Source organism: Candidatus Lokiarchaeum ossiferum (assembly GCA_025839675.1).
Taxonomy (GTDB): domain Archaea; phylum Asgardarchaeota; class Lokiarchaeia; order Sigyniarchaeales; family Promethearchaeaceae; genus Lokiarchaeum; species Lokiarchaeum ossiferum.
In genome coordinates this window covers 5,361,947-5,387,125 of record CP104013.1, presented here as the reverse complement: position 1 = coordinate 5,387,125, position 25,179 = coordinate 5,361,947, and the positions used below count along the sequence as shown (strand labels likewise).

Below are 25,179 nucleotides of genomic sequence, written 5' to 3'. Positions count from 1 at the left end.
AAACAATGACAGCATGTAAAAATCCTCACAAATTAGAGATGAATATTTTACCTCGACCACAAATCAAGGTATTAGCGGAATTTTGCAAAACACTATCTTCCCCTATTCGAATAGAATTGATTCTACTCCTCCACGAGGGAGAATTATGTGTCTGTGACTTATTACCCCATTTTTCTTATACTCAAGCTGCGATTTCAAAACATTTGAAAAGTTTAGTAGATGGAAAAATTTTGCAATATCGCCAAGAAGGAAAAAAAAATATGTATTCAATCAGAAATCCGGAAATCTTTCAAATAATAGATAATATCAGGAAATTTTTTTAGTATTTTATTGTATCTTAACACTCTAAAGACGAATTGCTCTTTTGTATAATATCTTCACACTTTTTCTCAATACGAGCAAGCTGATCCTGTGTAATTAAGTCTTTTGAATAATGCATATAAGCTTCTTCTAAAATTTGAGCATAATCAAAATGGATTTCATCCTTTGGAGAGCACATATATATTACATTAAGATAGTGTCGCAGAATTTAAAAATATAACCGCTATATTATTGAAAACGCATTTTACTAAAAATATGATAAATATTAAGTCCAATCGAAAAAATTGAAGACATTTCCTTAAATAAGTCAATAAGATTAAATTTTTGTAGTCTATGGTCGAAAATCAACCATGTTTAGGAATATCAAATCCTCTAAATTTCTTTCATCCTTTTATTTTTCATAAATAAAAATACCAGAATTTCAACCAAAGAAAATAGAATAGACAATAGTAAAAACGAAAACTTGATGGATGCACAAACAGATGTTAGAAAAGGAGCAAAATTTCTAAACATTTCAGGATTTGTTAAAATATAAATAATATTTAGATTTTCAATGATATCAAATATTACAGCGATCCAAGGAAATAATCCAATAACTAAACCGTTCCTGGAGAAAAATTTCACAATTGGAGATTTTTTCAAGTTAGTTTTATTATGGACTATTTTTTTGGAAATGGCAAGAGAAAAACTGCTAAATAAAATTGCATAGGCAGGCATAAAAACAAAATCAAGATAAGTGACAAAAAGTTCCTTTTGAATGTATTCCAATCCCCAAGCATCAATAATAACCTGAGCTTGCGAACGAGTCCACATAAATTCAAGTTCCATAACACCAAATGGTGATATTTCTTTCAATTCCAACTCAATAGGAGCCATAATTAGATAAATAATTATGGTTGAAAGAAATCCAAAACCAGAGATAATCCATAGGGATCGAAGAGATATTTTTTCGAAGAATTTTTGTAGGAAAGAAGGACCCTTCAATTCAATTAGTTCTAAATTTGTACTTTTATTCATTAAATTTTCACACAAATATTATTTATTTTTTCACATTAATAAAATTAAGAGAAATGCCAACTTACACACTTGCGTCAACAACTCGAATCTTCTATAAATTAGAAGGAAATCCAGAAAATCCATTATTAGTCTTAGCACATGGATATGGAAGTAATTGCTCAACATTTGATAAGATATTCCCCTTATTAATTGACCGTTACTATATTTTAAGATGGGATCACCGGGGACATGGACAGTCGGATGCACCTACCGGAATTAAATATGAAGAAACATTACCTTTATACACAATTTCACAATTGGCTCTCGATCTGCACGAAATACTAGTTGGATTGAGCTTAATCACTAGAAGTAATATTTACTACTATGGTCATTCAATGGGTGGCATGGTTTTGCTCCAATTTATGACCTACTTTCCAAATATTTGTACTGCTGTAATAATAGGATCAAGCACCGCAGGAGATGATTCAGGTTCAATTATAGAGCAAGTAGAAGGAATAAAAGCAGGTAATATAATCTTAGATGAGGAATATTTCAAAGGCAGTACAAAAAAAGGATATACACGGAAATTTGCCAAAGAAAATCCATCAATTATAAAAGAGGAAATTGAACGAAAATTAAGCATGAACCCCCTAATTTTGACAGTTTTATTGGAAAATATGGCGTATCACTATGATCTATATCAAGAATTAAAAAACATTAATGTCCCCACACTAATTTTACATGGAGGAAGAGATCAGACCCTTCATCATATTTTTGGAATCAAGTTACATGATACGCTTCCAAATTCTCTATTTATAAAGATTCCAAAAATGAGTCATGGGATTAATTATGAAATTCCAGAGAAAGTAGCCAAACATATTTCAAATTTCATCCTTTTGCACAATTAATTAATAGAAATTTATCAATTAGAAATTTTTTTCTCAAATTGGATAACATTTATTCTTTAGATCAATGCTTTTGCAATATTGGAAACTAATTTGATTAATTTATTAGGTAGTTCCGCTAAATTTTCAACAATCTGAAATCTATCCTTCCCATAGATTGCTTCAAGGTATGAACCACCATGAGAATCAATACTAAGCGCAAAAACTTTGATCTTCATCCGCAAAATGTCTTCTACAGATTTTTTTGTTTCAATTATAGCGTGTTGTCCACAATATGAGGTACCCCCATGACAAGGCTCTCCATCTGAAAGTATAATAAGTATTGGAATTTGTGGCCCAAACTTTAAAATCCGACGTTCTACCGCCATTCGGAAGGAAGTACCATCACGATTTTGGATGAATTGATTTGAAATTCCAATAGAACCAATCTTTTCAGAATTTGGGGATTCTCTGAAATCTTTGTATATTTTTTCACAAATTATCATTTGACTCGATTTGGCACCAAATCCGATTATTGAAAAATCAATTTTAGTATTTTTTAAGGCTTCGGCAATAATGATTGCAGCACTTTTGGCCATTTTTATTCTCGAACCTCGCATAGAGCCAGATTCATCGATTAGTAAAATAAGTTGGGCACCCCGAGATAATTGTTTTCTTTTAAAAGGGCGATTAAAATTTCCTCTACTTGCTTTAACTTGAGAGAGATCGCGACCTGAAATATAACCTCTTCGTTGACCTCTAATTAAGGATTGAGATTGTTTTATTGGAGCAAGTTTTGATCGAAGTTTGTAAATAATAGGAAAATAAGTAGAACGTATGTTTTGATAAGATTTTTCAGGAGAATGAATACCATTTAGTTTTTTCAGTTCATCTTTGTTGGAGACAACGTGAATTTTTATATTTCCCTCAACTAGTATTCGCTTCTTTTCTTCGAAAATCGATGTCGCGGGGGATTTCTTAAAGGATTTCATTTCTTGTAAAATGGATTCAATCTCTTCATGAGAGTGCTTAAGTTCAGTTTTGAATTTATGGGTGATTTCATCTATAATAGGACTTTCTAAACACTCTTTTTCAGTAAGTTCTTTAATTAACGTTTCAATCATATTTCTTTCTTTTGAATTCAATTTTGTTATTGGAATTCCACTAGATTTTGAGCCGTTAAGCTTAGAAGAAGACAAAATTTTCTTCTTTTTTTTAAGAATTTCATTCAATTTATCAAAACTCAGGGGATCAGATTCAATATTTTCTTGTTTACTTGTAGATGTTTGTTTTTTATTTGATTTTTTTTCTGTCAAACCAGATACACTTCTTTTTGTGATTTTCAATGAATCTCCATCATTAACTGACCCCGAATTGTTTGATCGATTATCACTTGATTTAGAATGCTCCAAGATACTTTTTTTGAAATAGTTTTCAATTGCCAATATTATCTTTTTAGACGCTATTATGGAAGACAAGAACGACTGTTCTTTTCGTACAAAATAAATTGCTTTTTTAACATCGATCCAGAAAGATTTCATACTCTGAGAACCAAATTTAAAGAACCCATCTTCTCTTAAGAAATGTGAATATATATAATCTTCATTTTCACAACCTATCAGACTGGTTATATGCAATAAAAAATTAAGCATTTTTTCAGATCTCGAATTTTTCACGTCCAATTCTTTTGCCTGAACAAGATTTTCCATGCAAAATCGAGCATTTAACTCATTCAATTCTTCCCAAAAACCCGGAAAGGTGAGTTTTAATAAATATTCAATTCGAGCATCTTCACAAATATTGAGCACAATTTGGCCTAATTCGGGCATTTTGGGAGATATACCAGCAGATATTTTTGGATCAATTAAGCTCTTGAATCGAATGTGCCCTCCTTCATGAGCGGCAAGAGCTTCTAAATCATAATAGGATAAAGAAGAATCATTGAATGGCAAAAAAATATTTTTTCCATCCGTACATGGCGCCCCTAAACAAATATTGCACTTAGAAAGATCAGAAACCCTTCGGGCGACATTTTCTATTAAAGTTCGTTCCTTTAATGATAGGGTGCGATGAAATGAACGATTTTTTGAAGTTTTTATTTCCATGGTAAGATTTTTCAAGGGAGTTTAAATAATTCGAGAAATATTAGAACTAATATCATTTCAAGGTGAAACAAATCTCCTTAAAAGCAAACAAATCAAATATTGAAGAAGATCAAAGGGTTGTTGAATTATCAAAACAGATGGAAAAGGAGAATGAAGAACATTCAAACCAAGAAATGGAGAATTCTGAAGAGTTAGACATCCCATTAAAAAAAATTCAGCAATCCACGCTTAATTTTACAGTAATACTTCCGTCAGAGAATGATCCAATTTATTTTCCAATAATGGAATTTGAAAGTTCTTCAAGGGAGAAGATTAATGAATTGGAACTAATTCGGAGAGCAATTGAACGTGATCGTAACTCTGGAACAAAACATGTAACTACTTTTTATTTCTTTAGTCCACCTGGTTTAGGTAAAACTGTAATGGGAGGATTTTTGGCCAAATGTTATAAATGTCCTTATCAGATAGTGAACTGTGTAAGCTCAATGATAGATCTTGATCTTTTAGGAAGTCAAATCTTAGTTGGAGAAAATACTGTCTGGCAAGACGGTCCAATTACATCTATTATTCGGGCAACCAACCAATATTCCATGGGGATCTTAATAATTAATGAGTTGAATGCATTAACAGTAAATGCACAAATGGCACTCAACCCCTTATTAGACAGACAAGAAGGAGTAGTGCTCACCCAAAACAATAATGAGTTTGTAAAAATGGAGAATCATGCACACCTTTTAATTATTGCCAGCATGAATCCCGATGTATTAGGTATTAATGATTTGCAAGATTCAGTTCGAGATCGAGCTTCAGCAATTTTAAGTATGAATTACCCTACAATTGAAAAGGAAACATGGTTGATTCAAAGATTGACAAGTATTAATGAAGAATGGGCAATAAAATATTGTGAAGTTATAGCAGAGTGCCGTAAAGCAAATATTGTTGATAAAACAATATCAAAATCTCCTAGTACCCGCGCTTTAATAGACTGGATAAACTATTCTACAGTCTGGGGACCTTTTTTAGCATTTGAATTAACCATTGCAAACAGATATTGTGCAGGAATTAATATGGATGAAGCGCAAATATTATTAAGAATTGCAAGTGGAAAAGGAGTTAAAAAATGGAAATTACCTGAAAATTTGGTTAATGATTCGTTAAATGATTCAGATGATGAGTTTTTTTTCCCAATTCCAAAAGAATTTGAGATTAAAAAAGCAAAAGTTCCAAAACCAGCAAAAAAAAATATGAAACCTCTAACAAAAGGTGCAAAAAGAGCAATGAAAAATCAATTATTAAAGAAACGCTTGAATTTAAATCCTTTAGATAACTTTATGCAAAAAAAAGCTAATTGATAAAGATTTTTCTTCACTAAGAGCGTTCTTTATTAAAAAAAAGTCATTAATAGACTTTATTTATTAATTTTCAATAATTGTATAGGCTTAATGCCATACTTTCGGAATCAAAATGATTATGAAATATATTTTGAGATATTCAATAAAGATTCAAATCTCCCCGTTTTAATCTTAATTCATGAATATGGCTCTTCTCAGACTATTTTTTCAAAGCAAAAAAGGTTTCTTGCACAGTATTTCAAATTGATTTTATTTGATGTTATAGGACATGGAAATAGCGATAAAAATCCATATGAACTCCAAGAAAATATGATTAACTCAACCTTAAACGATCTTAGCAATTTATTAACATATTTATCTATTGAGGGATCAATTTCCATATTAGGTTATGGTCTGTTTGGAACTGCAACTGCCCAGCAATTTACCATAATCAATAGAAATCGTGTTAGATTTTTAATTTTATTAAATGGAGGCAATTTGTTTATCGATAGCACAATTAAAAATATTTTCTGGAATTTATTACCTAAATATTCTCGGGTGAATTTCAATGAAATTATAAATCAATCCTTTGACGAAATAGTTGACCAAACATCCCCACTTATTGAGAAAATCATACAACCAGATGAAGTAATTTTATCCAAACGAGATAGAGATTTGATAAAAAACAGAATTAAAGATGAAATTTGGGATCTCAATGAATTCCAAATAGATTCATCAGAAATTTCTTGTCCAACTCTAATAATGTGTGCAGAATTAGACGAAGAAGCACCAATATATTTTTCAAAACAACTTAGAAAGAATATCAGAGACTCTGAATACCATATGGTGAGTATGACAGGACATTTAGGAATATCTCAAAGACATGAAGAATATAATAAAATAATATATACTTTTTTGCAAAATAATAATTTCATTTCTACAGGATGATATAAATGGCAGAAGAAGACAGTTTAAAAAGGACAGACGAAACGACTATCGCAGAATTAAGGGAATTAGTTTCAGAGTTTGTCCACGAAAGAAACTGGGAACAATATCATACCCCAAAATCTCTATCTGAAGCAATCTCAATTGAATCAGCCGAATTGTTAGAAAATTTCCTTTTTCAACCAGATTCACACCTCCCAGCAGATATTGAGAAGGTAACTGATGAGATGGCAGATATTTTTGTGTATTTAATGAGTTTAGCTAATACTCTGCAATTAAAGAGTTTTTCTGAGGAAGTGTACCGTAAGATGATTAAAAATCGCCAAAAATACCCAATCGAAAAATTTTCTGGAAATAATTATTCAAAACAATAAGCTTTTTTGAAATACTAGGCGATTAATATGTTCCAATAATTTATTTTTTAAATCATTAAGAAATAGCTTCCATGTGAATGTTTTATGATAGAAGAGAATATTATTCGAGAACAACTACATAATACAGTTGAAGATGTTGATCTCTCTGGTCTTGGGAAAAGATATAAGGGAAAAGTGAGAGAAAACTTTGTTAATGAAGAAGAAGGAATACGAACAATTGTCGCTACAGATCGTCTCAGTGCATTTGACAGAGTAATTACAACGATCCCATTCAAAGGTCAATTATTGAATCAACTCTCAACTTTTTGGTTTGAAAAAACAAAGAATATCATCCCAAATCATATTATCGATGTCCCCGATCCAAATGTGGTTAGAGTACATGAATGTAAATCACTTCCAATTGAAATGATCGTTAGAGCCTATATTACAGGAAGTGCTTGGAGAGCATATCAAAAAGGAGAATCAGTCTCAGGAATAACTTTTCCAGAAGGTTTGAAAAATTATCAAAAATTACCAGAACCAGTTCTTACACCATCAACTAAAGCTGCAGTGGGAGAACATGATCTACCTATTTCACGGGAAGAAATTATTGCCCAAGGATTGGTATCTGAAGATATTTATAAGGATGTTGAAGAAAAAACAAAGAAAATCTTTGACTTCGCAACAAAGCACTGTGCAGAGAATAATTTAATATTAGTAGATTGCAAATTCGAGTATGGAATTACTCCGGAAGGAAAATTGGTTGTGATTGATGAAATTTTCACTCCGGATGCTTCCCGATTTTGGATTAAGGACACGTATGAGGATCGATTTGCAAAAGGTGAAAAACCGGAAATACTCGATAAAGAATTCTTCCGACAGTGGTTGATAACTGAAAAGAATTATATGGGAGAAGGTCCAATCCCTGAAATTCCAGATGAAATTAAAGTAAAATTTGTAAATACATATGTCAAATCATATGAAATGATTACAGGACAGAAATTCGAGCCAGTAATAGAAGGAAATATAATGGATCGGATAAAAAAAAATTTAAAAATATAATTTTTTCTTCTTTTTTACACAATAAGATGTTTTACGTATTTAGATAATTAGATATAATTTGATGAGCAAGATTCGCGGCATTGGTAACTGCTTTCGTACAAAGATTTCTTCGTTCCGCATTATCCTTATCAATTTCACCATCAGGTTTCCGAAATGGATCTAATATTGTATGACAATTAACTGAAGGAAACTCTTCTAAAAATTCAGATTTCATCTGATTTGTTAATTCTACAATTTTATCATTTTCAACATTTGAATTCGAAAGAATGAAACTCATAGCAGCCAGAGTTCCGGAAATAGCTCCACAAATAGAACCTTCTTTGAATCCACCTCCATAAGGAAGAAAGGAATTGGAAAGAATTTGACCTTCTTTTTCAAATTTATAATAATTGAGAATACCTTTAGCGGTAGATTGGGCACAATTATGATCATTATCCCACAAGACTTCAATCTCTGATTTTAATTCGTTTTGCACCATTACTTTTGTAGAATTTTAGATCAAATTAATTTCTTTCTTGAATTTGAGAGAACTAATATTTAATTATGGCGAAAATTATATTTTATCATGGAAAAATTTGATGTTAGACAATTTTTAAACATTTTCTTTGATATTATGGCAAAAATTGCTAATGACCTCCAACCTAAAAAAACAAAGATATTAGAAATGACAGATGATTTAGAAAAGGCATTAAGTTTTCAAAAAACATTTAACGATTTACTTATACAATATGAGCCAGAATTAGAAGCGAAATACAATCTAACCTTTAATAAATTTAACGAAAATACGAAAATGTATCAATATTATATTGATCAGTATTTGAATGAGCAACCTTTAATCCTTAAAAAATATAATGATTTAAAACAGCAATTGAGATTGGGCTAATATAAAAAATTCAAGATATCTTTACTAATTTTTAAAAAATTTTGCATTGAAAAGAAGATTTAACAGACATTTTTAAATATTACAAAGAATGAAGAAAAAATACCAATTTTTGCTCCCTCTGTGATTGAATATTTAATTTAATTTGAGTTTTTCCATGAAAATATTAAATTTGAGGTTATAATTGAATTAATTATCAACAATATTTTCTTTTATTACATAATTATGATAGAAAATAGTGCTTAACTGCACTAAATTGGTGAAATTCCATAATGGGCGACGTAAAAAACGTGCACCGTATAGAAGTGGGTATATCCACAAGTAGAAACGTGAGAAATGATATTATTCATGATTTAAACATTTCTGATGTATCTAAAGTTGAAGTGATCAATGTTTACACTATTGAAGGAGGAAATTTGACACATGAAGAACTAAATTTTCTCGGAAAAGAAGTGTTTTCTGATCCAATTGTTGAAAATTTTGAAATTGACCAACAGCTTGCAACAGTTTTTCCAGGATCAATACTAGAAGTAGGGTTTAAACCAGGGGTTACTGATAATGTTGGAATGACGGCAGTAGAAGCCATAAAAGATGCAATTGGTAAAGATGTTAAAGCAGTTTATTCATCAAAACAATATTTGCTTCATGGAGTGGATCCAAAAACAGCAGAAATCGTAGCAAAAGATTTAATCGCAAATCAATTAATAGAACGATGGTACATTGCAGATGGGAACTCATTTTCGGGATTTGAAATTGAACTTCCCAAGGTAATTTTGGATGCAGAACCTGTTGTAAATGAAATAAATCTAAATGTTTCAGATGCTGAATTGGAACAAATTAGCAAAGAAATGGTTTTAGCACTTAATTTAGAAGAGATGAAGGCTATACAACAATATTTTATATCAGTCAAAGATGAACGACTTAAGCATGGCATGCCTATAAACCCAACCGATGTAGAATTAGAATGTCTCGCCCAAACATGGTCTGAACATTGTTGTCATAAAATTTTTAATGCTAAAATTGATTATCATGAAGGAGATAAACAAGAAACAATTGATTCGTTATTTAAAACATATATTAAAAAATCCACGGATATTATTAATTCAGATTATTTAGTTTCAGTATTTAAAGATAATGCAGGAGTAATCAAGTTTAATGAAAACTATACTTTTGCAATGAAGGTTGAAACCCATAATTCACCAACAGCATTGGACCCCTACGGAGGAGCAATTACTGGAATAGTTGGGTGCAATCGAGATCCTGCAGGCACAGGGAAAGGATTTAAATTAACGTTCAATACCGATGTGTTTTGTTTTGCAAGTCCATTCTTCAAAGGAGAAATTCCACCAAGATTATTCCACCCAAAGCGGGTTTTGAAAGGAGTGCATAAGGGAGTCATTGATGGCGGAAATGAATCTGGTATTCCAACAGTAAATGGAAGTTTGTATTTTGAAGATCGCTACTTAGGAAAACCATTAGTTTTTGTAGGCACAGGAGGAATCGCACCTGCATCAATTAATAACAAACCAACTCATGAGAAAGAAGCACTTCCAGGAGATTATGTTGTTATGGTTGGGGGAAAGATAGGTGCAGATGGAATTCATGGAGCCACATTTTCATCTTTAGAAATTAATGAGCATTCACCAGCAACTGCAGTACAAATTGGAGCCCCGATTGTCCAAAAGAAAATGTTAGACTTTTTATTAGAAGCTCGAAATCAAGAACTTTTCAACGCTATAACTGACAATGGTGCAGGAGGTCTTTCTTCGAGTATTGGAGAGATGGGCGAAGAAATTGGTGTTAGACTTGATCTAGATAAAGCACCTTTAAAATATCCCGGATTGATGCCTTGGGAAATATTAGTAAGTGAAGCTCAAGAAAGAATGTCTATAGCAGTTCCAAAAGATAAAATTGATGCTTTTATGGAACTTTCGGAGAGTTTTAGCGTTGAATCTACAATCGTTGGATCTTTTAATGAATCTAAACATTTTCAACTGTATTACAATAATAAATTAGTTGGAAATCTTCCAATGTCCTTTTTACATGATGGAGTACCTCAAAAAAAAATGAAAGGTATTTGGAATAAACCAACAGGAACAGATCCAGAATTCAGGGAACCATCTGATTATAATGTGATCTTAAAGAAGATGCTTGGCAGACTAAATATTTGCTCTAAAGAAGACTCAATTTTGCGAAAATATGATCATGAAGTACAGGGAACAAGTATTGTAAAGCCCTTCACAGGATTATTTAACGATGGTCCAAGCGATGCGGCAGTCCAAAAACCTTTATTTGATTCATGGGAAGGGATTGGAGTTTCCCACGGATTATGCCCCCGCTATTCTGATATTGACACATATGCCATGGCAGCTAATGCAATTGATGAGGGAGTTCGTAATTTAGTTTGTGTTGGGACAAACCCAGATTATTTAGCTGGATTGGATAATTTTTGTTGGGCGATGGGATATGATGAAAACGATGAAATAAAGTATACCGGAGATTTAGTAAGAGCAAACAAAGCACTGTTTGATGTTACGACGGCATATAATTTGCCATGCGTTTCTGGAAAGGATTCGATGAGAAATGACTATCGAATTGGAGATACTAAAGTGAGTGTTCCCCCAACTTTATTATACACAGTTATTGGAAAATTACCCGATGTTCGCAAAGCGGTCACAATGGATGTCAAGCAAGAAAATGATTTAGTTTATATTCTCGGTCAAACCAAAAAGGAATTAGGAGCGACCGAATACTTTGATGAAATGAAAGTGAATGGATTTAGCGTTCCGGAAGTTCATACAAAATCAGCAATCGAAAGATATCGATTAGTTTATAAAGCAATTCAAGAAGAAATGATTCAATCAGCACATGATTGTTCTGATGGCGGTTTAGGTGTTGCACTCGCAGAATCTGCATTTGCGGGAGGTTTTGGGATGGAAATTGATTTAACAAAAGTTCCAATTCAAGAAAATAACCATGAACGAATGCGAAACGACTACATTCTTTTCTCAGAATCGGCAAGTAGAATATTGGTTACTATAAAACCAGAGAACCAAGCAAAATTTGAGGAACTATTTAAAAATACAATTTATGGATGTATTGGAAAAGTAATAGGACAAAATCTGAAGATTAAAGATAATACTGAAGAAGATATAATTGATACACCGATAGAAAATCTAAAAGAGGCGTGGAAAGCCACGTTGTTACCTTTAGTGGAGGGCGGTTAAGCATGGTAGATGTTTGTATAGTAACAGGGTTTGGAATCAATTCAGATTATGAATCAAAATACGCATTTGAAGTGGCAGGAGCCGAAAACGTAAAAAGAGTCCATATTAATGATTTAATCAACAGAAAAGATAGTTTAGAAAATTATCAAATCTTAATGATGCCTGGAGGATTTTCTTTTGGAGACGATTTGGGATCTGGGAGAGTTGTAGCCAATAAATTTCGATTTAATTTACGGAAAGATTTAACTAAATTTATAAACGACGATAAACTCATTTTCGGAGTTTGTAATGGATTTCAAATTTTGGTCAAAATGGGAGTTCTTCCAGCCTTTGATGGAAAAAATTATGAACAAACAGTATCATTAATAGGTAATGATTCAGGACACTATGAAGATCGCTGGGTTCGGATGAAATCTCATAAAACTAAATGCATTTGGACACAAAATTATAGTTCTTTTGTGGAAATTCCTGTTAGACATGGGGAAGGTAAATTTGTTATTAAAGATCAAAAAATTCTCGATCGTTTATGGGAAGAACAATTAATTCCATTCACCTATGATCCAAATGAATACCCAAATAATCCAAACGGAGCAATGGATGGAATAGCTGCAATTTGTAATGAATCAGGACATATTTTTGGAATGATGCCTCATCCAGAGTGCCATCTTTCTAAATATACACACCCACAATGGACACGAGGTTATATACCCAAAGAAAATGGTTTAAAAATATTCAAAAATGCAGTAAATTTTGCACAAAACCATCTTTAACTTTTTTTTTCAAAACAACGATCAATATATACGGAGATTCTAAAATGGAATCAATTCAGAAAAAATCTAATGGAAAACCTCGTGAAGAATGTGGAATAGTTGCGATAATATCAAAAAATCCTTCAACTCATGTAGCTCAAGCTATTTTCCAAGGATTAATGGCAGTCCAACATCGAGGACAAGAAGCAGCAGGAATAAGTGTTTTTGATGCAAACAAAAGTATAAATACAATACGCGAACACGGACTCTTGTTTGAGGCTCTTCCATTGGAAAAATTATCAAAATTATGGGGCAATGTGGGAATTGGACATGTTCGATACGGAACAGCTGGAGGAAAAGATATAAACAATGCTCAACCCTTTCCATTTGAAACCCCCCAAACACCTCCCTTTGCAATAGCATTTAATGGAAACATTACAAATTATCATCTTTTAAAGGAACAACTAAAATCGAAGGGGATTATTTTTCTAACTAATGGAGATACAGAGGTTATAGCAAATCTGATAGCCGCTAATACATTAGTAACAAAAGATTGGGTTGAAAACCTAGAATTCACATCAAAATTGCTTGATGGGGCATTTTCACTAGTCTTACTTACAAACGAAGGAGATGTCTACGCATATCGAAGCGGAAATAAACCTCTATGTTATGGCACTGCTAATATTCTTAACACCGAATGTTATATTATTGCATCAGAATCATGTGCAATAATTTCCCTTGGAGGGAAGCTAATTGGAGATATTCAAGCAGGTGAAATCCTTCATGTTCATCAAGATCATTTTTTCCACAGAGAAAAATTGCTTCCTGCAGAAAAAAATCATTGTGTATTTGAATACGTGTATTTTTCTCGTGGAGATAGCATTATTGATGGAAAAAGTGTCCATAAAACTCGAGAAAGATTGGGAAGAAATCTTGCAAAAGCAGATGAAGAATTTCTGAATTCTAGAGAAGATATAATTGTCGTACCCGTCCCAGATTCCGGTAGATCTTCTGCACTTGGATATGCCGCTGAGAGTGGAATTCGTTATGAAGAAGGATTAATGAAAAATCGATATGTTTTCCGTAGTTTTATTGCACCAAGTCAAGCAGAACGTATGAATTTGGTAAGAATGAAATTAAATCCAGTAGAATCCATTGTAAAAGGTAAAGAAATTGTACTAATAGATGATAGTATTGTGCGTGGAACCACAATGGGACGAATTGTTAAATTACTAAGACAAGCGGGAGCACTTAAAATTCATGTGCGATCTTCATGTCCTCCAGTTAGAAGTCCATGTTTCTATGGAGTAGATTTCCCTTCTCGAGAAGAATTAATTTATTGTCGTAAGGAACTTACAGCGAAGAATCATGAAGAAGCTTGCATTCAAATTGCAAATGAGATTGGAGCAGATAGTGTAAAATACCTAAGCATTGAAGGATTGATAGATGCTGTTGAATTACAAAAGAAAGATCTATGTTTAGCGTGCTACAATGGAAAATATTGGTTTAAATCTGATCGAACAAAAGAATTTCTAACGAATGGAAGAATATAATGGATTACATATACATTCCTTCGCGGAGTGCTTGTTCTCGTTCCCATTTTTTTTGAAGATACAGGCGATATAATTTATCAGCTTCGGGATTTTTTTCCTCGATTTTCTCTTTCTGATGTGCCATTTGTTCAGGAGAATACTTTTCTACACCAGACATATAAATCAAATCCTTTTTTCGATTATCTGGCACCATCATTCCAAATAATTGAAGAAGTTCTTCTTTCGAAGAAATACTTTTGGCCTTTTTACCTTCATTAAGTTTAAAATTAATTTCATCATCTATCTTTGTGAGCTCTTTTCCATATGCCATATTACTTTGTGAAGTGAGAGTTCGCATTTTTAGCCAATAACTATTAGGCTGCTGAGATATTAACATCTCCCGATTTCCATCTTTATCCACATTCCCCAGCACAGACCAATTTTCAGGATCAGTATCCCATTTTTTTTTTATCTTTTTCATTATTACAGAGATGTCTTCAGGATTACTCATTAATTATATTCACCAATAGTTCCTAATCATTAAAAGCATAAAAAACTCAAAAATTTTTTCAAATAAATGTTTAAATTTCACTGCAAATTTCCATTTTCTATGATATCAATTGTTGAAACAAAACAAAAACCAATTGAAGAAACGGAACAATCGATTTCAAAACTACTACAAGATTTACATTTTAAACCAAAAAAAACCCAAATTTTCATCAAACCAAACATTGTGGATGCGACAGATCCTCGAAATCCCACCATTACTCATCCGAAGCTAGTTGAAGGATTGATTCTCGCTTTATCAAAATTAGGAGGAAAAAAATTCATAATTGGAGAAAATTCAGGGTATTTCTCATTCAAACAAGAACATTTTCAAAGATTGTTGGAAGAAACAAAATACGAACGCATGATTAAACGACTTCAAAAAAAATATGGAATTGATGTGATCTCTGAAAACTTGGAGTTCACAGATTTTATGGATATTCAATGGAAATATGGAACATTATCCATCCCAAAATATGTTAAAACACACACATATATTAATGTTCCAAAAATGAAGTCCCATTTAATGACTGGAGCAACCCTTAGTTTAAAAAATCAAAAAGGACTGCTTCTACTAAGGGATAAAAAGCAATTCCATTTAGGATATGGGGGAAAAACAAATCTTCACGATTGTATTACAGAGCTAGGTGCAATCATCAAACCAGATTTCAACTTAGTTGACGCTACTACTGCTTTAGAAGGTACGGGGCCGTCAATGCATCCTGAAGGACAAACAAAAACGAGAACACTAAATTTATGCATCGGAGGGGAAAATATGGTCGAAGTTGATAACGCTTGTTTAACAATTATGGGAATTTCCCATGAAGAAGCCCCCCATATTCCACCGATGCAAGTAAAAATATCAGAAAGAAGTCTCCCCCTTATTCCTGCAAGTCCCCCGTTTCAAAAACCTGCAGATTTTATAAAATATGGAAATATTTATTCAAAATGCTCATCTTGGGGGTGTACGGGATGTCAGATGGCATATTCTCGGATTTTCCGGAAATTTTCATTTAATTCTGCACTTATGGAAAAATGGGTTAAATTACAACAAAAATACCCGAAAATTTACTTCTATATTGGAAAAAGAGATATAAATGAAATTGAAATCGATTCAATCCCAAAAATCTTTTTTGGACAATGCACTAAAAAAAATTATGGGGAGTATAAGAATAGATTAATGAAAGAAAATGTGCCTGATATTCTCAATAACGTATTATTTATACCTGGCTGTCCAGCAGATCACAATGCCGGATTAGAAGCAATTTTAAAATTCCAATAAAAAAATGAGACTATAACTTTGAAATCACTTTATCCAAATCATCTTTATTTAACACGATAGGAAGATTTTTGGAATATTTAGTTGGATTTGAGGTCAATTCAACGATCCCAGCCTTTAAATTTGCTGAAAAATCATCCCCAAATCCCTTTTTAAACTCTTTCCAAGTAATTAACATGAAATCTTCCACTTCATCGGACATAGCTTTTTCAATTTCTTCACAAAAGTGATAATACGCATTTTCCGAATCTAATTCAGTTGTATCATCTAGATTTTTTTCTTCAAAATCGTAAGCTGCTTCCAACCATTTGTCACCCTTAGGAATTAGGGCAAAGGAATAGAATTCGGTTACATTAATAAAAGGGGTGCCTTCATCAAAAGCGTGATTTAAAAGTTCAATATATTTTTCTTTAGTCATTTTTTTTACCTTCAATAAGTGATTAATATTTGTTTTTTTTGACTTAAATTTATTTATGTAATTTTTTAATCAAGAATCTTTGAACGTAATTTTTCAATGTGAGTTGAAAAATTAAATAATTCAGAATTATATTTCGAAATTTGAAGTTGATAATTTTCAGCAGACATTAAACCCCCAGAAACGTTTTTTTCCAGTTCTTTCATCTGTTGTTCAAGGTAATATTTTTTTGACTCTAAGGAAATAATTTCTTTGAAAACATCAATTGAAGATTCAATTAGATTTTCGTTTTCTAATTTGTTATCTAAATACTTTATCTGTTCGATTTTAGGGGAGATATTTTGATTCAGATCTTGCTCAGGACGGATGATATGAGATGAAACATCGATATTAGTGATTCGAATTGCATTAGAAGATATATTATTTTTTGATGAAGGAACGTATTGTAGGGGTACAATTTCAGGAGAATTTTGAATAGAGATATTTGTTTCGATATTCTGTATTTTATATTTTGAATCTCCTTCATTATCATTAATATCAATTATATTCTCTTCTTCAGGTGTAAATGGAACTTGAGGAGTTATTTTAATTGGAATAGGGAGTTTTTTTTGTTCTTTTGAAATTTCTGTAATGTCTGGGATGATGTTATTGTTATTTGGAGTAACTTTTTTCTTAGGCTTCGGAACATTTGGAATATTGAATTTCGGTGGATGTAATTTTGTATCGCTATCATATTGTTGAATTTGGGGCATTTCATTTAGAGGAGGAGAAGGTTTAATTTGGTCTTCGACTTTGACCCTTCCTTCTTTTTCCATTAAATCGGCCATCCTTTTCTCCATTTCTTGTAGTCTTTTTTCAATTTTTGTTTGTTTTTCAACATCGATCGAATTAGTAAGAATTTGCTTTTGAAAATTCAGCTCTAATGTATTTTTTTTTACATCTTGTACGGAGTTACTGTCAAGATCAACAATAGGTGCCTTCAAATCACTTTTTTGAAATGATTCTTCGGTATGAACAATATTATTTTCATTTGGTTTTTTATCAACTGGCGCAAAAATTTGATTTAATTGTTCATTTTTTGGATAAAAAATCAATAAAAATTCCCCCAATTTCTGTTTCAAGAAAGGAATTTCAAAGAACCAACTTTCCAAAGTATCCCAATTGCTAATCATATTATAAATTTCTTGAATATCAGAATAATACCCATCATTTTCCTTAATATTTTCAAGCCATTGATTAAAAATAGGGACCAAATTCTTTTGTGCTTCTTCTTCTTCCTCCGGTTCCGGTTTACCACACAAATTTATATAAAGTTCCAAAACAGTTTCCAAGTTAGGTAGATTATCAAATATTTTTGCTCTTTCCATACTCAATTTAACCTATAACAAACAATTGATAAAAAAATTTCTGTTTAAATTAAGAAAATAGAATTAGATTTTGTCTATTCTAAATGTTATTTTCTAACTTTTTATCAAAATTTATCCATTTCCATTCAAAATTTGTTACTTTTTTCAATTTTTGGTGAATTTGTGAAAAAATCTTTTTAATGTTTCTCAAAAAGAGGTTTACTAATGAATGAAGTTTCACAGAACTCCGAGAAAAATTCCGTCTCACTGTTTCGGGAAAGTTTTGAAGAATTGATTAATTATATTAACAAAATAGCTATAAACCCTATTGAGAAAATTTCAATTCCTCCTGAAATAATGGCAGGATTGCCATTAAGATGGGATCTCCATCAAATTTATTTTCTAATTGAAAACTATTACTCACATCACCCTTTTTCGTCAATATCATTTGTAATAGTGGATGATAATTTACAAATTTTGGATTTTTGTGAAATTACAACAGAATTTATTGAGGAATTAGACAATTTAGGAAAATTACAATCATTTCTTCAATTATCAATTAAGTTTATAGATAAATCTGATAATTTTCAAGATTTTTTTACAAATTTACAATCCCATTTAGATAATTATGAACCAATCCAAGAACTTATTAAGGATTTTCTTGAGAAAAATTATAGTATAGCGACATCTCGAAGTATAATACTTCCTATAAATTATAAAAGGATTATATCCAAAATTATTCCGGACTTCAATCATGATGCTTTGAGTACAATTAAAGAACTAGTGGATCTAAAGAACGTTTTTCAATATTTAGGAAAAAAGAAAAAATCAAAAATGAATTATGTTCTTTCTCAATTTTCATACAATCTTTCGTTTAAAAATGTGGAAAAAAGCGTAAAAAGAATGAAAAATGTTGATTTTGAACAATGGGCAAGAATTTTAACAACATTGTATGATGATTCAATCGAAAATTTGATCATTTATTCAAAAAAGAGAAAAAAACCACTCATTGGATTAAAATTCATAATTAGTAATCATCGATTAAGCGTAAATCCACTTCCAAATATATTGTTTAAAGAATTTTACAATATAGAATTGCCATTAATCCAAATAGCAGAAAAAATACATAACAAAACAGGTTTAAGAACTCAGGTTATAGATGAAAGTGAAATTTTTGAATTTCTTGAAAAATGCAATGATCCAAGTAATGACTTATTTGATATTTTTACATTTTGCTTTGAGTTGGCATATAGTACAACTTGGTATCCGGATTCTCTTCTGAACTCATTTTTAAAATTATTTGGACTACAATTAGGACCAGGAATAGGGAACTTCAATCAAGCATTTCGCACTGTTATCGAATATTTTGAAAATGTTCTCCTTTTAACTTATCAAAAAAATGAAGAGAAAAATAAAATTTGGGCGACACTTGTCCAAATGGGAATTAAAGATGGAAAAGCATTTTTAAAAATTATAGAATCTAAAGGGTTTGATAAACTTCTTAAAAAAAATGTTGAAGAAAGTCCCGAAACATTCAGAAAATTCACTAAAGAAGTTGAGAAAAAGGTAAAAACTCATTTTAAAGCTTGCTTTGGATTCAATATTGATTTATTAACGGATTCTCTTTCCGCTAAAAATATTCAAGCATTACTATCTATGAATCACATTGCACATCAACTCCCATTTATCGCCACACTAGGAGGATTATTTGCAGGGATGAAAGGGATGAAAGCAGATACAAAGGAAATGCCATTAATTAAATTATATGATGAACCAACTGCAGAAAATTTAACAGTAGATCGGATGAAATTTGCAACCTATTTTGATGATTTTTTGAAAAAAGGAATTTTCTTTATTTCTGATGAAGAGAAAGCAATGGAGTCAATAAGATCACCCCTTTATTCCAAAGAAGGATATTTGGGAATAGACATGGAAGCACTAAGAAATTTGATGTTAAAAAATAGCCAAAAATCAAGTTAACCACTTAGAACATATTTTTCACAATCTTTTTTCACTCACTACCTTCATTGTCTTGTACTAATTGTGCTTAAAAATTTTTAAAGATCCGACCTTTCTTTACTAGTAATTGAAAATGTCCACCGAAATCCCACTTGATGAGCTTGAAGAATGGTATCTAAAATCGCTGCAAACGCGGTTTAAAAAACAACATAAACTCCTTACTAAGTTATTCAGTAACGCAGAACGTGAAATGGCAGAAGCAAGAACATCTTTGCGCACATGGACCCAAAGAACGTTAGCAAATGAAGAAGAACCACTTGATCCAAAAAATCAATCAATTATGGAACGTTTTATTGATAATGTTGTCGAAACACTGGAATCAGTTAAAATTCCGACCGTCCATGTTGATATAACCTACGAAAACTCAATGAATTTCATCGATGGCATAAAAAAAGTCTATGGAATATATAATAATCAAGGCAAAAAGAGTATCCCTCGATTTGGAAAAGCATACAAGATTGAAATTAAAGAAATTGATATGCACCTTCGAAAAATGGGGAACATCAGTGCAAAAGTTAACAAATACATGCTAAAAAATTATCAAGATGGAAAAAATGCTGAAGGACTATTGAAAAAAATTCCATTACTAAATAATAATATTGAAAGGTTAGGAACCACAAAATCCAAAATTGAAGCCTTAGATCAAGAAAAAATACAAATGAGTGATAAACTTAAAGAGATGGAAGAAAGTTTATTTAATTTAAGTAAAGATCCAGATTTACAAAATCTTGAAAGGATTGAGACTTTAGAACAATCAAAATCAACACAACTTTCTGATTCTTTAAAATTCAAGAAAGCATTTAAAAAATTACTCAAAGGATTAGAAAAAGGAAGCATCAGAGCACGAGAAATGCGACCAGATCAAATTAAAGCATATATTAAATCACCAGTAACAAATATAATTAATGATGGCCCAAAAATCCCCCAATTAAGACAAATTTTAATTAAAACAAGATTAATGTTAGAAGATGAACATGATCCACTTAAATTAAAATCAGATTTACGTGAACGAATAATTGAGAATATTAATCAGATTGTAAGTGAAAATTCTTTGGAAGAAAATATCAAAGAAATAATCCAAATACGAGATGAAAAAGCGGAATGCAAGAAGATTCTTGAAAAGAAAGGTTTGGAACAGAAACGAAACGAATTAAAAGATAAAATAGCTACATTGACAATAGATTTTGAACATTTTGAAAACGATTTAAATCGTAGAAAAAGAGAATTCAAAGAGTTACTTGAAAAAGTCGGAAATGATAGAAATGAATTACAAAAAATGGTATGTGAAGAAACCTTTGAAGATATAAAATTAAAAGTAATGATTCCCAATTAGGTTTTTTTTAAATTCAGCAATTCTTACACTTTTTCTAGCAACTTGATAATTTTTTTAATCCTTTTGGCCTAATTTTCATTTTTGTTCAATTTAATCATATAATGCACTAGTAGAATATATTTAAAAAATCATTTTTTCTAATTACATCAAATCCCAAATTGTGTGAAAATATAAAAATGAAAGTTCACTATATAAATTTATTGAGAAAAATGAAAATGAAAAAAAATATGAAAGTTTTGATTCTGATTAGTTCATTCCTCATTTCTACAACAAGTTTTGTTGTGATTACATCAGAATTTTTGACTAAGCAAGATTATTTTGGAACATATAAATTAGAAACATCAGATATTGGAAAATTCAAAAATGTAGAATTAAATTACCTCGCATCAGATATAGATGTTAACATTAAAATCATACCAAATGCAACCAAAAATATCTATGAAGCAAACTGGAATATAACATATAGTCAAAAATCAACGAGATATCCCTTAGAACTAATTTTTTCTGAAAAAATTGATAAGGATACTTTAATAATTAGTATCTCTCGCAAAAACAAGTTGATTTCTCCGATTCAAGAACTAATTTTTTGTGATTTCACGGTTTATATTGATCCTTGTTATGAAAACTACTCCATTGGAAGTAATTCAAAAGCAGGAAATTTCAAAATTCAAGCAAAAAACGCATCATTCGCGATTTTTGACATACAATCTTCTTCAGGTGATATTAATCTTAACCTTGAACAATGTTCAATCCATTCTGATTTAATATGTTCTTCAAAACAAGGAAATATCAACCTTTTTATGGATTTTATTAACTTTTCTCAAAACATTTTTTGCGAGTCATCGACAGGAGCAATATCAAGTGATTCATGGAATATTCTTTTTAAAAACCCAGCAATTTTTGAAGTTAAAACTAAATCTGAAAAACTTTTAGATTTTCGATGGGCTTCTCACTTTGAAAAGAAAAATAATGTGGAAGTATTATTGGAAAATGGTGGAATTATAGAAGCCAGATATTGGGCACCTAATCAATCAACAAATTTTATTATTTCCTCTCAAATCACAGAAGAACATTTTAAATTAGTCACACCTACAGGTTTCCTCAATAAAAATGGAAGCAATTATTATACCACCAAAAAATCTACATCCCCAAATGCCGATAACATCTATTTTTCTTTGAATTCACTTGATTCAAAGTGTTACATCAAGGTTGTACCATGTTTCAAACCAATTCGAATATGCGGAACGATGTCATATTGGGATAGTATTCCGAGAGAAAGATGGACATCTGGAAACTTTACAATTGAAAATATTGCGAGTAACCCATCAAAGATCAAATTGATCAACCAAACTTCCTTTTTCAACATTAAAATTGCATATTTGAATTCATCGTCATCAAATTTGGGAGAAGCTTATTGGAATTTTTCGAATATGATTGGGAACATGTATGGATTTGGGGAAATTTTGATTAAATTTGAAGAGAAACTAATTGATGATACTCTTGAAATCAAAGTATACTTGGAATATGCTAAGGATAAAATATTGCCCGTCTTTAAACATAAGGAATTGATCATCTATTTCAATCCAAAATATTCTATTTCTATGCAATAAATCAAAATTTATTTTTTTTCTTTCTAATCCAAAAATTACACTCTTTTCGATATAAATTAGAACTTGCTGGCAGATTAATAAAAAAATAATCCATTTTTAGGAAAAGATAGAATTCTACATTTTTCCCCTATTTAATCATATCTTTTATAAAAAAATTTTAATCAAATGATGTATTCTTTTTCTTGCGATCTAATCGCAAAAATGGAGTGCACTATATTGCCACAAAAAACCTACCATGATAAAGAATTTTATCAAAAAAAACCAGAATTTCGTAATCTCCTCCGAATTATTGGGACATCCGTCGAAGGACACCGTAGCGTGCCTTTTGGCTTATCTCAAATTCGCGGGGTTGGCATGCGACTCGCACAAGCAATTTGTCGAATTTATGCTCAGAAAGATCCTAACTTTGACGTTAACATGCGAATTGGTTTACTAACCGAAGAACAACAAGAGAAACTCGTTGAAATGATTAAAAATCCTGTAAAGTATGGAGTTCCACTCTGGATGGTCAATCGCCAAAAAGATTTACGTACTGGAGAATTTCGACACATTTCAGGAACTGATCTTGAATTAGTTCATAAAATGGATATTGATCGAATGAAACGAACCCGAAGTTGGAAAGGAATCCGACATATGTATGGATTAAAAGTCCGAGGTCAACGAACTCGAACAACTGGTCGAAGAGGATTAGTTGTTGGTTATTACCGAAAGGATATGAAGAAATAAAAAGGTGAATGAAAATGGGAGATCCAAGACGACTACGTAAAAAATATGCTACCCCTAACAATCCTTTCGAAAAAGAACGAATTGTTGAAGAATTCAGTTATTTAGGAAAATACGGTTTGAGAAATAAAAAGGAATTTCGACGACATAAATATCAACTTTCAAAAATGCGACAATTAGCACGATCCAACAAAACCTTACCTCAAGAAATTCGTGAAGATCGATTTGCTGAATTGCGAGATAGTTTGGTTAAAATTGGGTTGGTAAATCCTGATGCGCATTCTGATGATATTTTATCCTTATCGGTTGAAAACATCTTAGAAAGACGGCTTCAAACAATAGTTTTTAAAAATGGATTAGCAAAAACAATAACTCAAGCTCGACAGTTAACAACTCATGGACATATAGCAGTTAATAATAATGTAATCGATTCACCTTCTTATTTAGTTAAAAAAGAAGATAAAGTTACATACAGTATTAATTCTCCTTTCCATGAAGACCAATCTAAAATCTGGGGTTTAGGAAAATCCGCTCCAAAAGAAGAAGTAGTGGAGGAATAATAAATGTCCAAATACAGCGTTGATAAAAAAAGTATGAAATGGGGAATCGCCCATTTGTTTGCTTCTTATAACGATACGATCCTAACAATTACTGATCTTTCTGGTGCTGAAACCTTAGCTCGAATCAGCGGGGGAATGGTAGTAAAAAGTGATCGAGACGAAGCTAAACCCTATGCAGCAATGCAATGTGCAATGCGAGCATCCCTTCAATTAAAAGATAAAGGCATTCGAGGAATCCACATCAAAGTGCGAGCTCCCGGCGGTCGCGGTGCAAAAACCCCTGGCCCAGGTGCACAATCTGCTATCCGAGGATTATCCAGATCGGGATTACGAATCGGAAGAATTGAAGAAGTTACACCAATATCACATGATGGAACTCGTCGTAAAGGTGGTCGACGAGGCCGACGTGTTTAAAATATCGATAAATTCGATTACTTTTTTTATTTATTCTAAAAATATTTGTCGAACTGATACCTTTTTCTAGTTTTAAACGAGGCTTTGCAACTTGTTACCTAAACTAATGTAGGTCAAGAAAATTTTTCTAAAAAAAATTTCTAATTTAGTTTGGAGTTTTAGTTCAGTTTTTGATTCAAGTATTGAACAGATTTTTCTTCTTTATAAGGTTCTAAAAGCACAGGAATCCAGTTTTGCTTATTGGATAAAAATTGTTCCAGTATTTCAGGATGAGATATGTAAAAACTTGGATTACATTCATAGAAACACATTTTTTTTTCTGTCCAAATGCGAACTAAACCTTGGGATAACTCTGAGGAAATTCCACTCCAGTATATTTTATTTTGGGCCCCATCGCCAAAAACACTTTCTCCATTAATCTCCTCCGCAGTAAATAATTGTTGTAAGTAGAGCATTATATCAATCATACTTAAGGGGGATTTTCGATTACAATATTTAGTAATTACCATGTAAAATTGATCGATCAAGGGATTTTGAGAATCTTTCATA

25 protein-coding genes are annotated in these 25,179 nt (G+C 31.5%); 17 read left to right on the top strand and 8 right to left on the bottom strand.

Going from position 1 to position 25,179, the window contains the following annotated elements; translation table 11 throughout:
• The first annotated feature begins 5 nt into the window (after positions 1–5).
• A complete protein-coding gene (locus tag NEF87_RS22950) occupies positions 6–323 on the top strand; it encodes an ArsR/SmtB family transcription factor (RefSeq protein WP_457917666.1) in 318 nt (105 codons plus the stop codon).
• A 14-nt stretch (positions 324–337) separates the two neighbouring features.
• Here NEF87_RS22950 and NEF87_RS22945 read toward each other — a convergent pair whose 3' ends face one another.
• Both NEF87_RS22945 and NEF87_RS22940 read right to left on the bottom strand, forming a co-directional pair.
• The gene (locus NEF87_RS22945; RefSeq protein WP_457917665.1) at positions 338–499 is read right to left on the bottom strand and encodes a hypothetical protein; all 162 of its coding nucleotides are present in this window, start codon (positions 497–499) and stop codon (positions 338–340) included.
• A 194-nt stretch (positions 500–693) separates the two neighbouring features.
• Positions 694–1,338 (bottom strand): hypothetical protein, encoded by a 645-nt coding sequence (locus NEF87_RS22940; RefSeq protein ID WP_457917664.1) that lies wholly within the window; start codon positions 1,336–1,338, stop codon positions 694–696.
• Between the two features lie 53 nt (positions 1,339–1,391).
• Between NEF87_RS22940 and NEF87_RS22935 the strand changes: the two genes are divergently transcribed.
• Positions 1,392–2,225 (top strand): alpha/beta fold hydrolase, encoded by an 834-nt coding sequence (locus NEF87_RS22935; protein WP_457917663.1) that lies wholly within the window; start codon positions 1,392–1,394, stop codon positions 2,223–2,225.
• 56 nt (positions 2,226–2,281) lie between these two features.
• On the opposite strand, the gene NEF87_RS22930 is transcribed toward NEF87_RS22935, so the two are convergent.
• Entirely contained in the window at positions 2,282–4,306 is a 2,025-nt protein-coding gene (locus tag NEF87_RS22930; RefSeq protein WP_457917662.1) for a cobaltochelatase CobT-related protein, read from the bottom strand.
• Between the two features lie 62 nt (positions 4,307–4,368).
• Here NEF87_RS22930 and NEF87_RS22925 point away from each other — a divergent pair, with 62 nt between their 5' ends.
• The 4 genes from NEF87_RS22925 (at position 4,369) to NEF87_RS22910 (ending at position 7,997) form a co-directional block, all read left to right on the top strand.
• A complete protein-coding gene (locus NEF87_RS22925; protein ID WP_457917661.1) occupies positions 4,369–5,658 on the top strand; it encodes an AAA family ATPase in 1,290 nt (429 codons plus the stop codon).
• A 90-nt stretch (positions 5,659–5,748) separates the two neighbouring features.
• Entirely contained in the window at positions 5,749–6,585 is an 837-nt protein-coding gene (locus NEF87_RS22920; protein ID WP_457917660.1) for an alpha/beta fold hydrolase, read from the top strand.
• A 5-nt stretch (positions 6,586–6,590) separates the two neighbouring features.
• Positions 6,591–6,956: a nucleotide pyrophosphohydrolase gene (locus NEF87_RS22915; RefSeq protein ID WP_457917659.1), complete on the top strand. Its 366-nt coding sequence runs from the start codon at positions 6,591–6,593 to the stop codon at positions 6,954–6,956.
• Between the two features lie 84 nt (positions 6,957–7,040).
• Positions 7,041–7,997, top strand: a complete 957-nt coding sequence (locus NEF87_RS22910) for a phosphoribosylaminoimidazolesuccinocarboxamide synthase (RefSeq protein ID WP_457917658.1) — start codon at positions 7,041–7,043, stop codon at positions 7,995–7,997.
• Positions 7,998–8,028: 31 nt separating this feature from the next.
• Here NEF87_RS22910 and NEF87_RS22905 read toward each other — a convergent pair whose 3' ends face one another.
• The gene (locus NEF87_RS22905; protein WP_457917657.1) at positions 8,029–8,475 is read right to left on the bottom strand and encodes a C-GCAxxG-C-C family protein; all 447 of its coding nucleotides are present in this window, start codon (positions 8,473–8,475) and stop codon (positions 8,029–8,031) included.
• A gap of 87 nt (positions 8,476–8,562) precedes the next feature.
• Here NEF87_RS22905 and NEF87_RS22900 point away from each other — a divergent pair, with 87 nt between their 5' ends.
• From NEF87_RS22900 to purF, 4 genes are all read left to right on the top strand, one after another.
• The gene (locus NEF87_RS22900) at positions 8,563–8,880 is read left to right on the top strand and encodes a hypothetical protein (RefSeq protein WP_457917656.1); all 318 of its coding nucleotides are present in this window, start codon (positions 8,563–8,565) and stop codon (positions 8,878–8,880) included.
• Positions 8,881–9,149: 269 nt separating this feature from the next.
• Entirely contained in the window at positions 9,150–12,104 is a 2,955-nt protein-coding gene (locus NEF87_RS22895) for an AIR synthase-related protein (protein ID WP_457917655.1), read from the top strand.
• A gap of 2 nt (positions 12,105–12,106) precedes the next feature.
• Positions 12,107–12,874, top strand: coding sequence for a phosphoribosylformylglycinamidine synthase subunit PurQ (locus NEF87_RS22890; RefSeq protein ID WP_457917654.1), 768 nt, complete (start codon positions 12,107–12,109; stop codon positions 12,872–12,874).
• Between the two features lie 44 nt (positions 12,875–12,918).
• Positions 12,919–14,406 (top strand): amidophosphoribosyltransferase, encoded by a 1,488-nt coding sequence (gene purF, locus NEF87_RS22885; protein ID WP_457917653.1) that lies wholly within the window; start codon positions 12,919–12,921, stop codon positions 14,404–14,406.
• Between the two features lie 4 nt (positions 14,407–14,410).
• On the opposite strand, the gene NEF87_RS22880 is transcribed toward purF, so the two are convergent.
• On the bottom strand, positions 14,411–14,896 hold the full coding sequence (locus tag NEF87_RS22880) for a hypothetical protein (RefSeq protein WP_371803840.1): 486 nt from the start codon (positions 14,894–14,896) through the stop codon (positions 14,411–14,413).
• Between the two features lie 99 nt (positions 14,897–14,995).
• Here NEF87_RS22880 and NEF87_RS22875 point away from each other — a divergent pair, with 99 nt between their 5' ends.
• Positions 14,996–16,213: a DUF362 domain-containing protein gene (locus NEF87_RS22875; RefSeq protein WP_457917652.1), complete on the top strand. Its 1,218-nt coding sequence runs from the start codon at positions 14,996–14,998 to the stop codon at positions 16,211–16,213.
• A 10-nt stretch (positions 16,214–16,223) separates the two neighbouring features.
• Here the strand turns inward: NEF87_RS22875 and NEF87_RS22870 are convergent, their stop codons facing one another.
• Both NEF87_RS22870 and NEF87_RS22865 read right to left on the bottom strand, forming a co-directional pair.
• Positions 16,224–16,628, bottom strand: coding sequence for a hypothetical protein (locus NEF87_RS22870; RefSeq protein WP_371803838.1), 405 nt, complete (start codon positions 16,626–16,628; stop codon positions 16,224–16,226).
• Between the two features lie 65 nt (positions 16,629–16,693).
• Positions 16,694–17,992, bottom strand: a complete 1,299-nt coding sequence (locus NEF87_RS22865; RefSeq protein ID WP_457917651.1) for a hypothetical protein — start codon at positions 17,990–17,992, stop codon at positions 16,694–16,696.
• Between the two features lie 204 nt (positions 17,993–18,196).
• Between NEF87_RS22865 and NEF87_RS22860 the strand changes: the two genes are divergently transcribed.
• The 6 genes from NEF87_RS22860 to NEF87_RS22835 all read left to right on the top strand — a co-directional run bounded on the left by NEF87_RS22860 (position 18,197) and on the right by NEF87_RS22835 (position 24,630).
• Positions 18,197–19,951 (top strand): hypothetical protein, encoded by a 1,755-nt coding sequence (locus NEF87_RS22860; protein WP_457917650.1) that lies wholly within the window; start codon positions 18,197–18,199, stop codon positions 19,949–19,951.
• A gap of 112 nt (positions 19,952–20,063) precedes the next feature.
• Positions 20,064–21,323, top strand: coding sequence for a hypothetical protein (locus tag NEF87_RS22855; RefSeq protein ID WP_457917649.1), 1,260 nt, complete (start codon positions 20,064–20,066; stop codon positions 21,321–21,323).
• Between the two features lie 215 nt (positions 21,324–21,538).
• Complete coding sequence (locus NEF87_RS22850) at positions 21,539–22,933, top strand: hypothetical protein (protein WP_457917648.1); 1,395 nt, start codon at positions 21,539–21,541, stop codon at positions 22,931–22,933.
• A gap of 216 nt (positions 22,934–23,149) precedes the next feature.
• Positions 23,150–23,659 (top strand): 30S ribosomal protein S13, encoded by a 510-nt coding sequence (locus tag NEF87_RS22845; protein ID WP_457917647.1) that lies wholly within the window; start codon positions 23,150–23,152, stop codon positions 23,657–23,659.
• A gap of 14 nt (positions 23,660–23,673) precedes the next feature.
• On the top strand, positions 23,674–24,216 hold the full coding sequence (locus NEF87_RS22840; protein ID WP_457917646.1) for a 30S ribosomal protein S4: 543 nt from the start codon (positions 23,674–23,676) through the stop codon (positions 24,214–24,216).
• Between the two features lie 3 nt (positions 24,217–24,219).
• The gene (locus tag NEF87_RS22835) at positions 24,220–24,630 is read left to right on the top strand and encodes a 30S ribosomal protein S11 (RefSeq protein WP_371803831.1); all 411 of its coding nucleotides are present in this window, start codon (positions 24,220–24,222) and stop codon (positions 24,628–24,630) included.
• A 158-nt stretch (positions 24,631–24,788) separates the two neighbouring features.
• On the opposite strand, the gene NEF87_RS22830 is transcribed toward NEF87_RS22835, so the two are convergent.
• Complete coding sequence (locus NEF87_RS22830; RefSeq protein ID WP_457917645.1) at positions 24,789–25,178, bottom strand: hypothetical protein; 390 nt, start codon at positions 25,176–25,178, stop codon at positions 24,789–24,791.
• Position 25,179 lies beyond the last annotated feature (1 nt).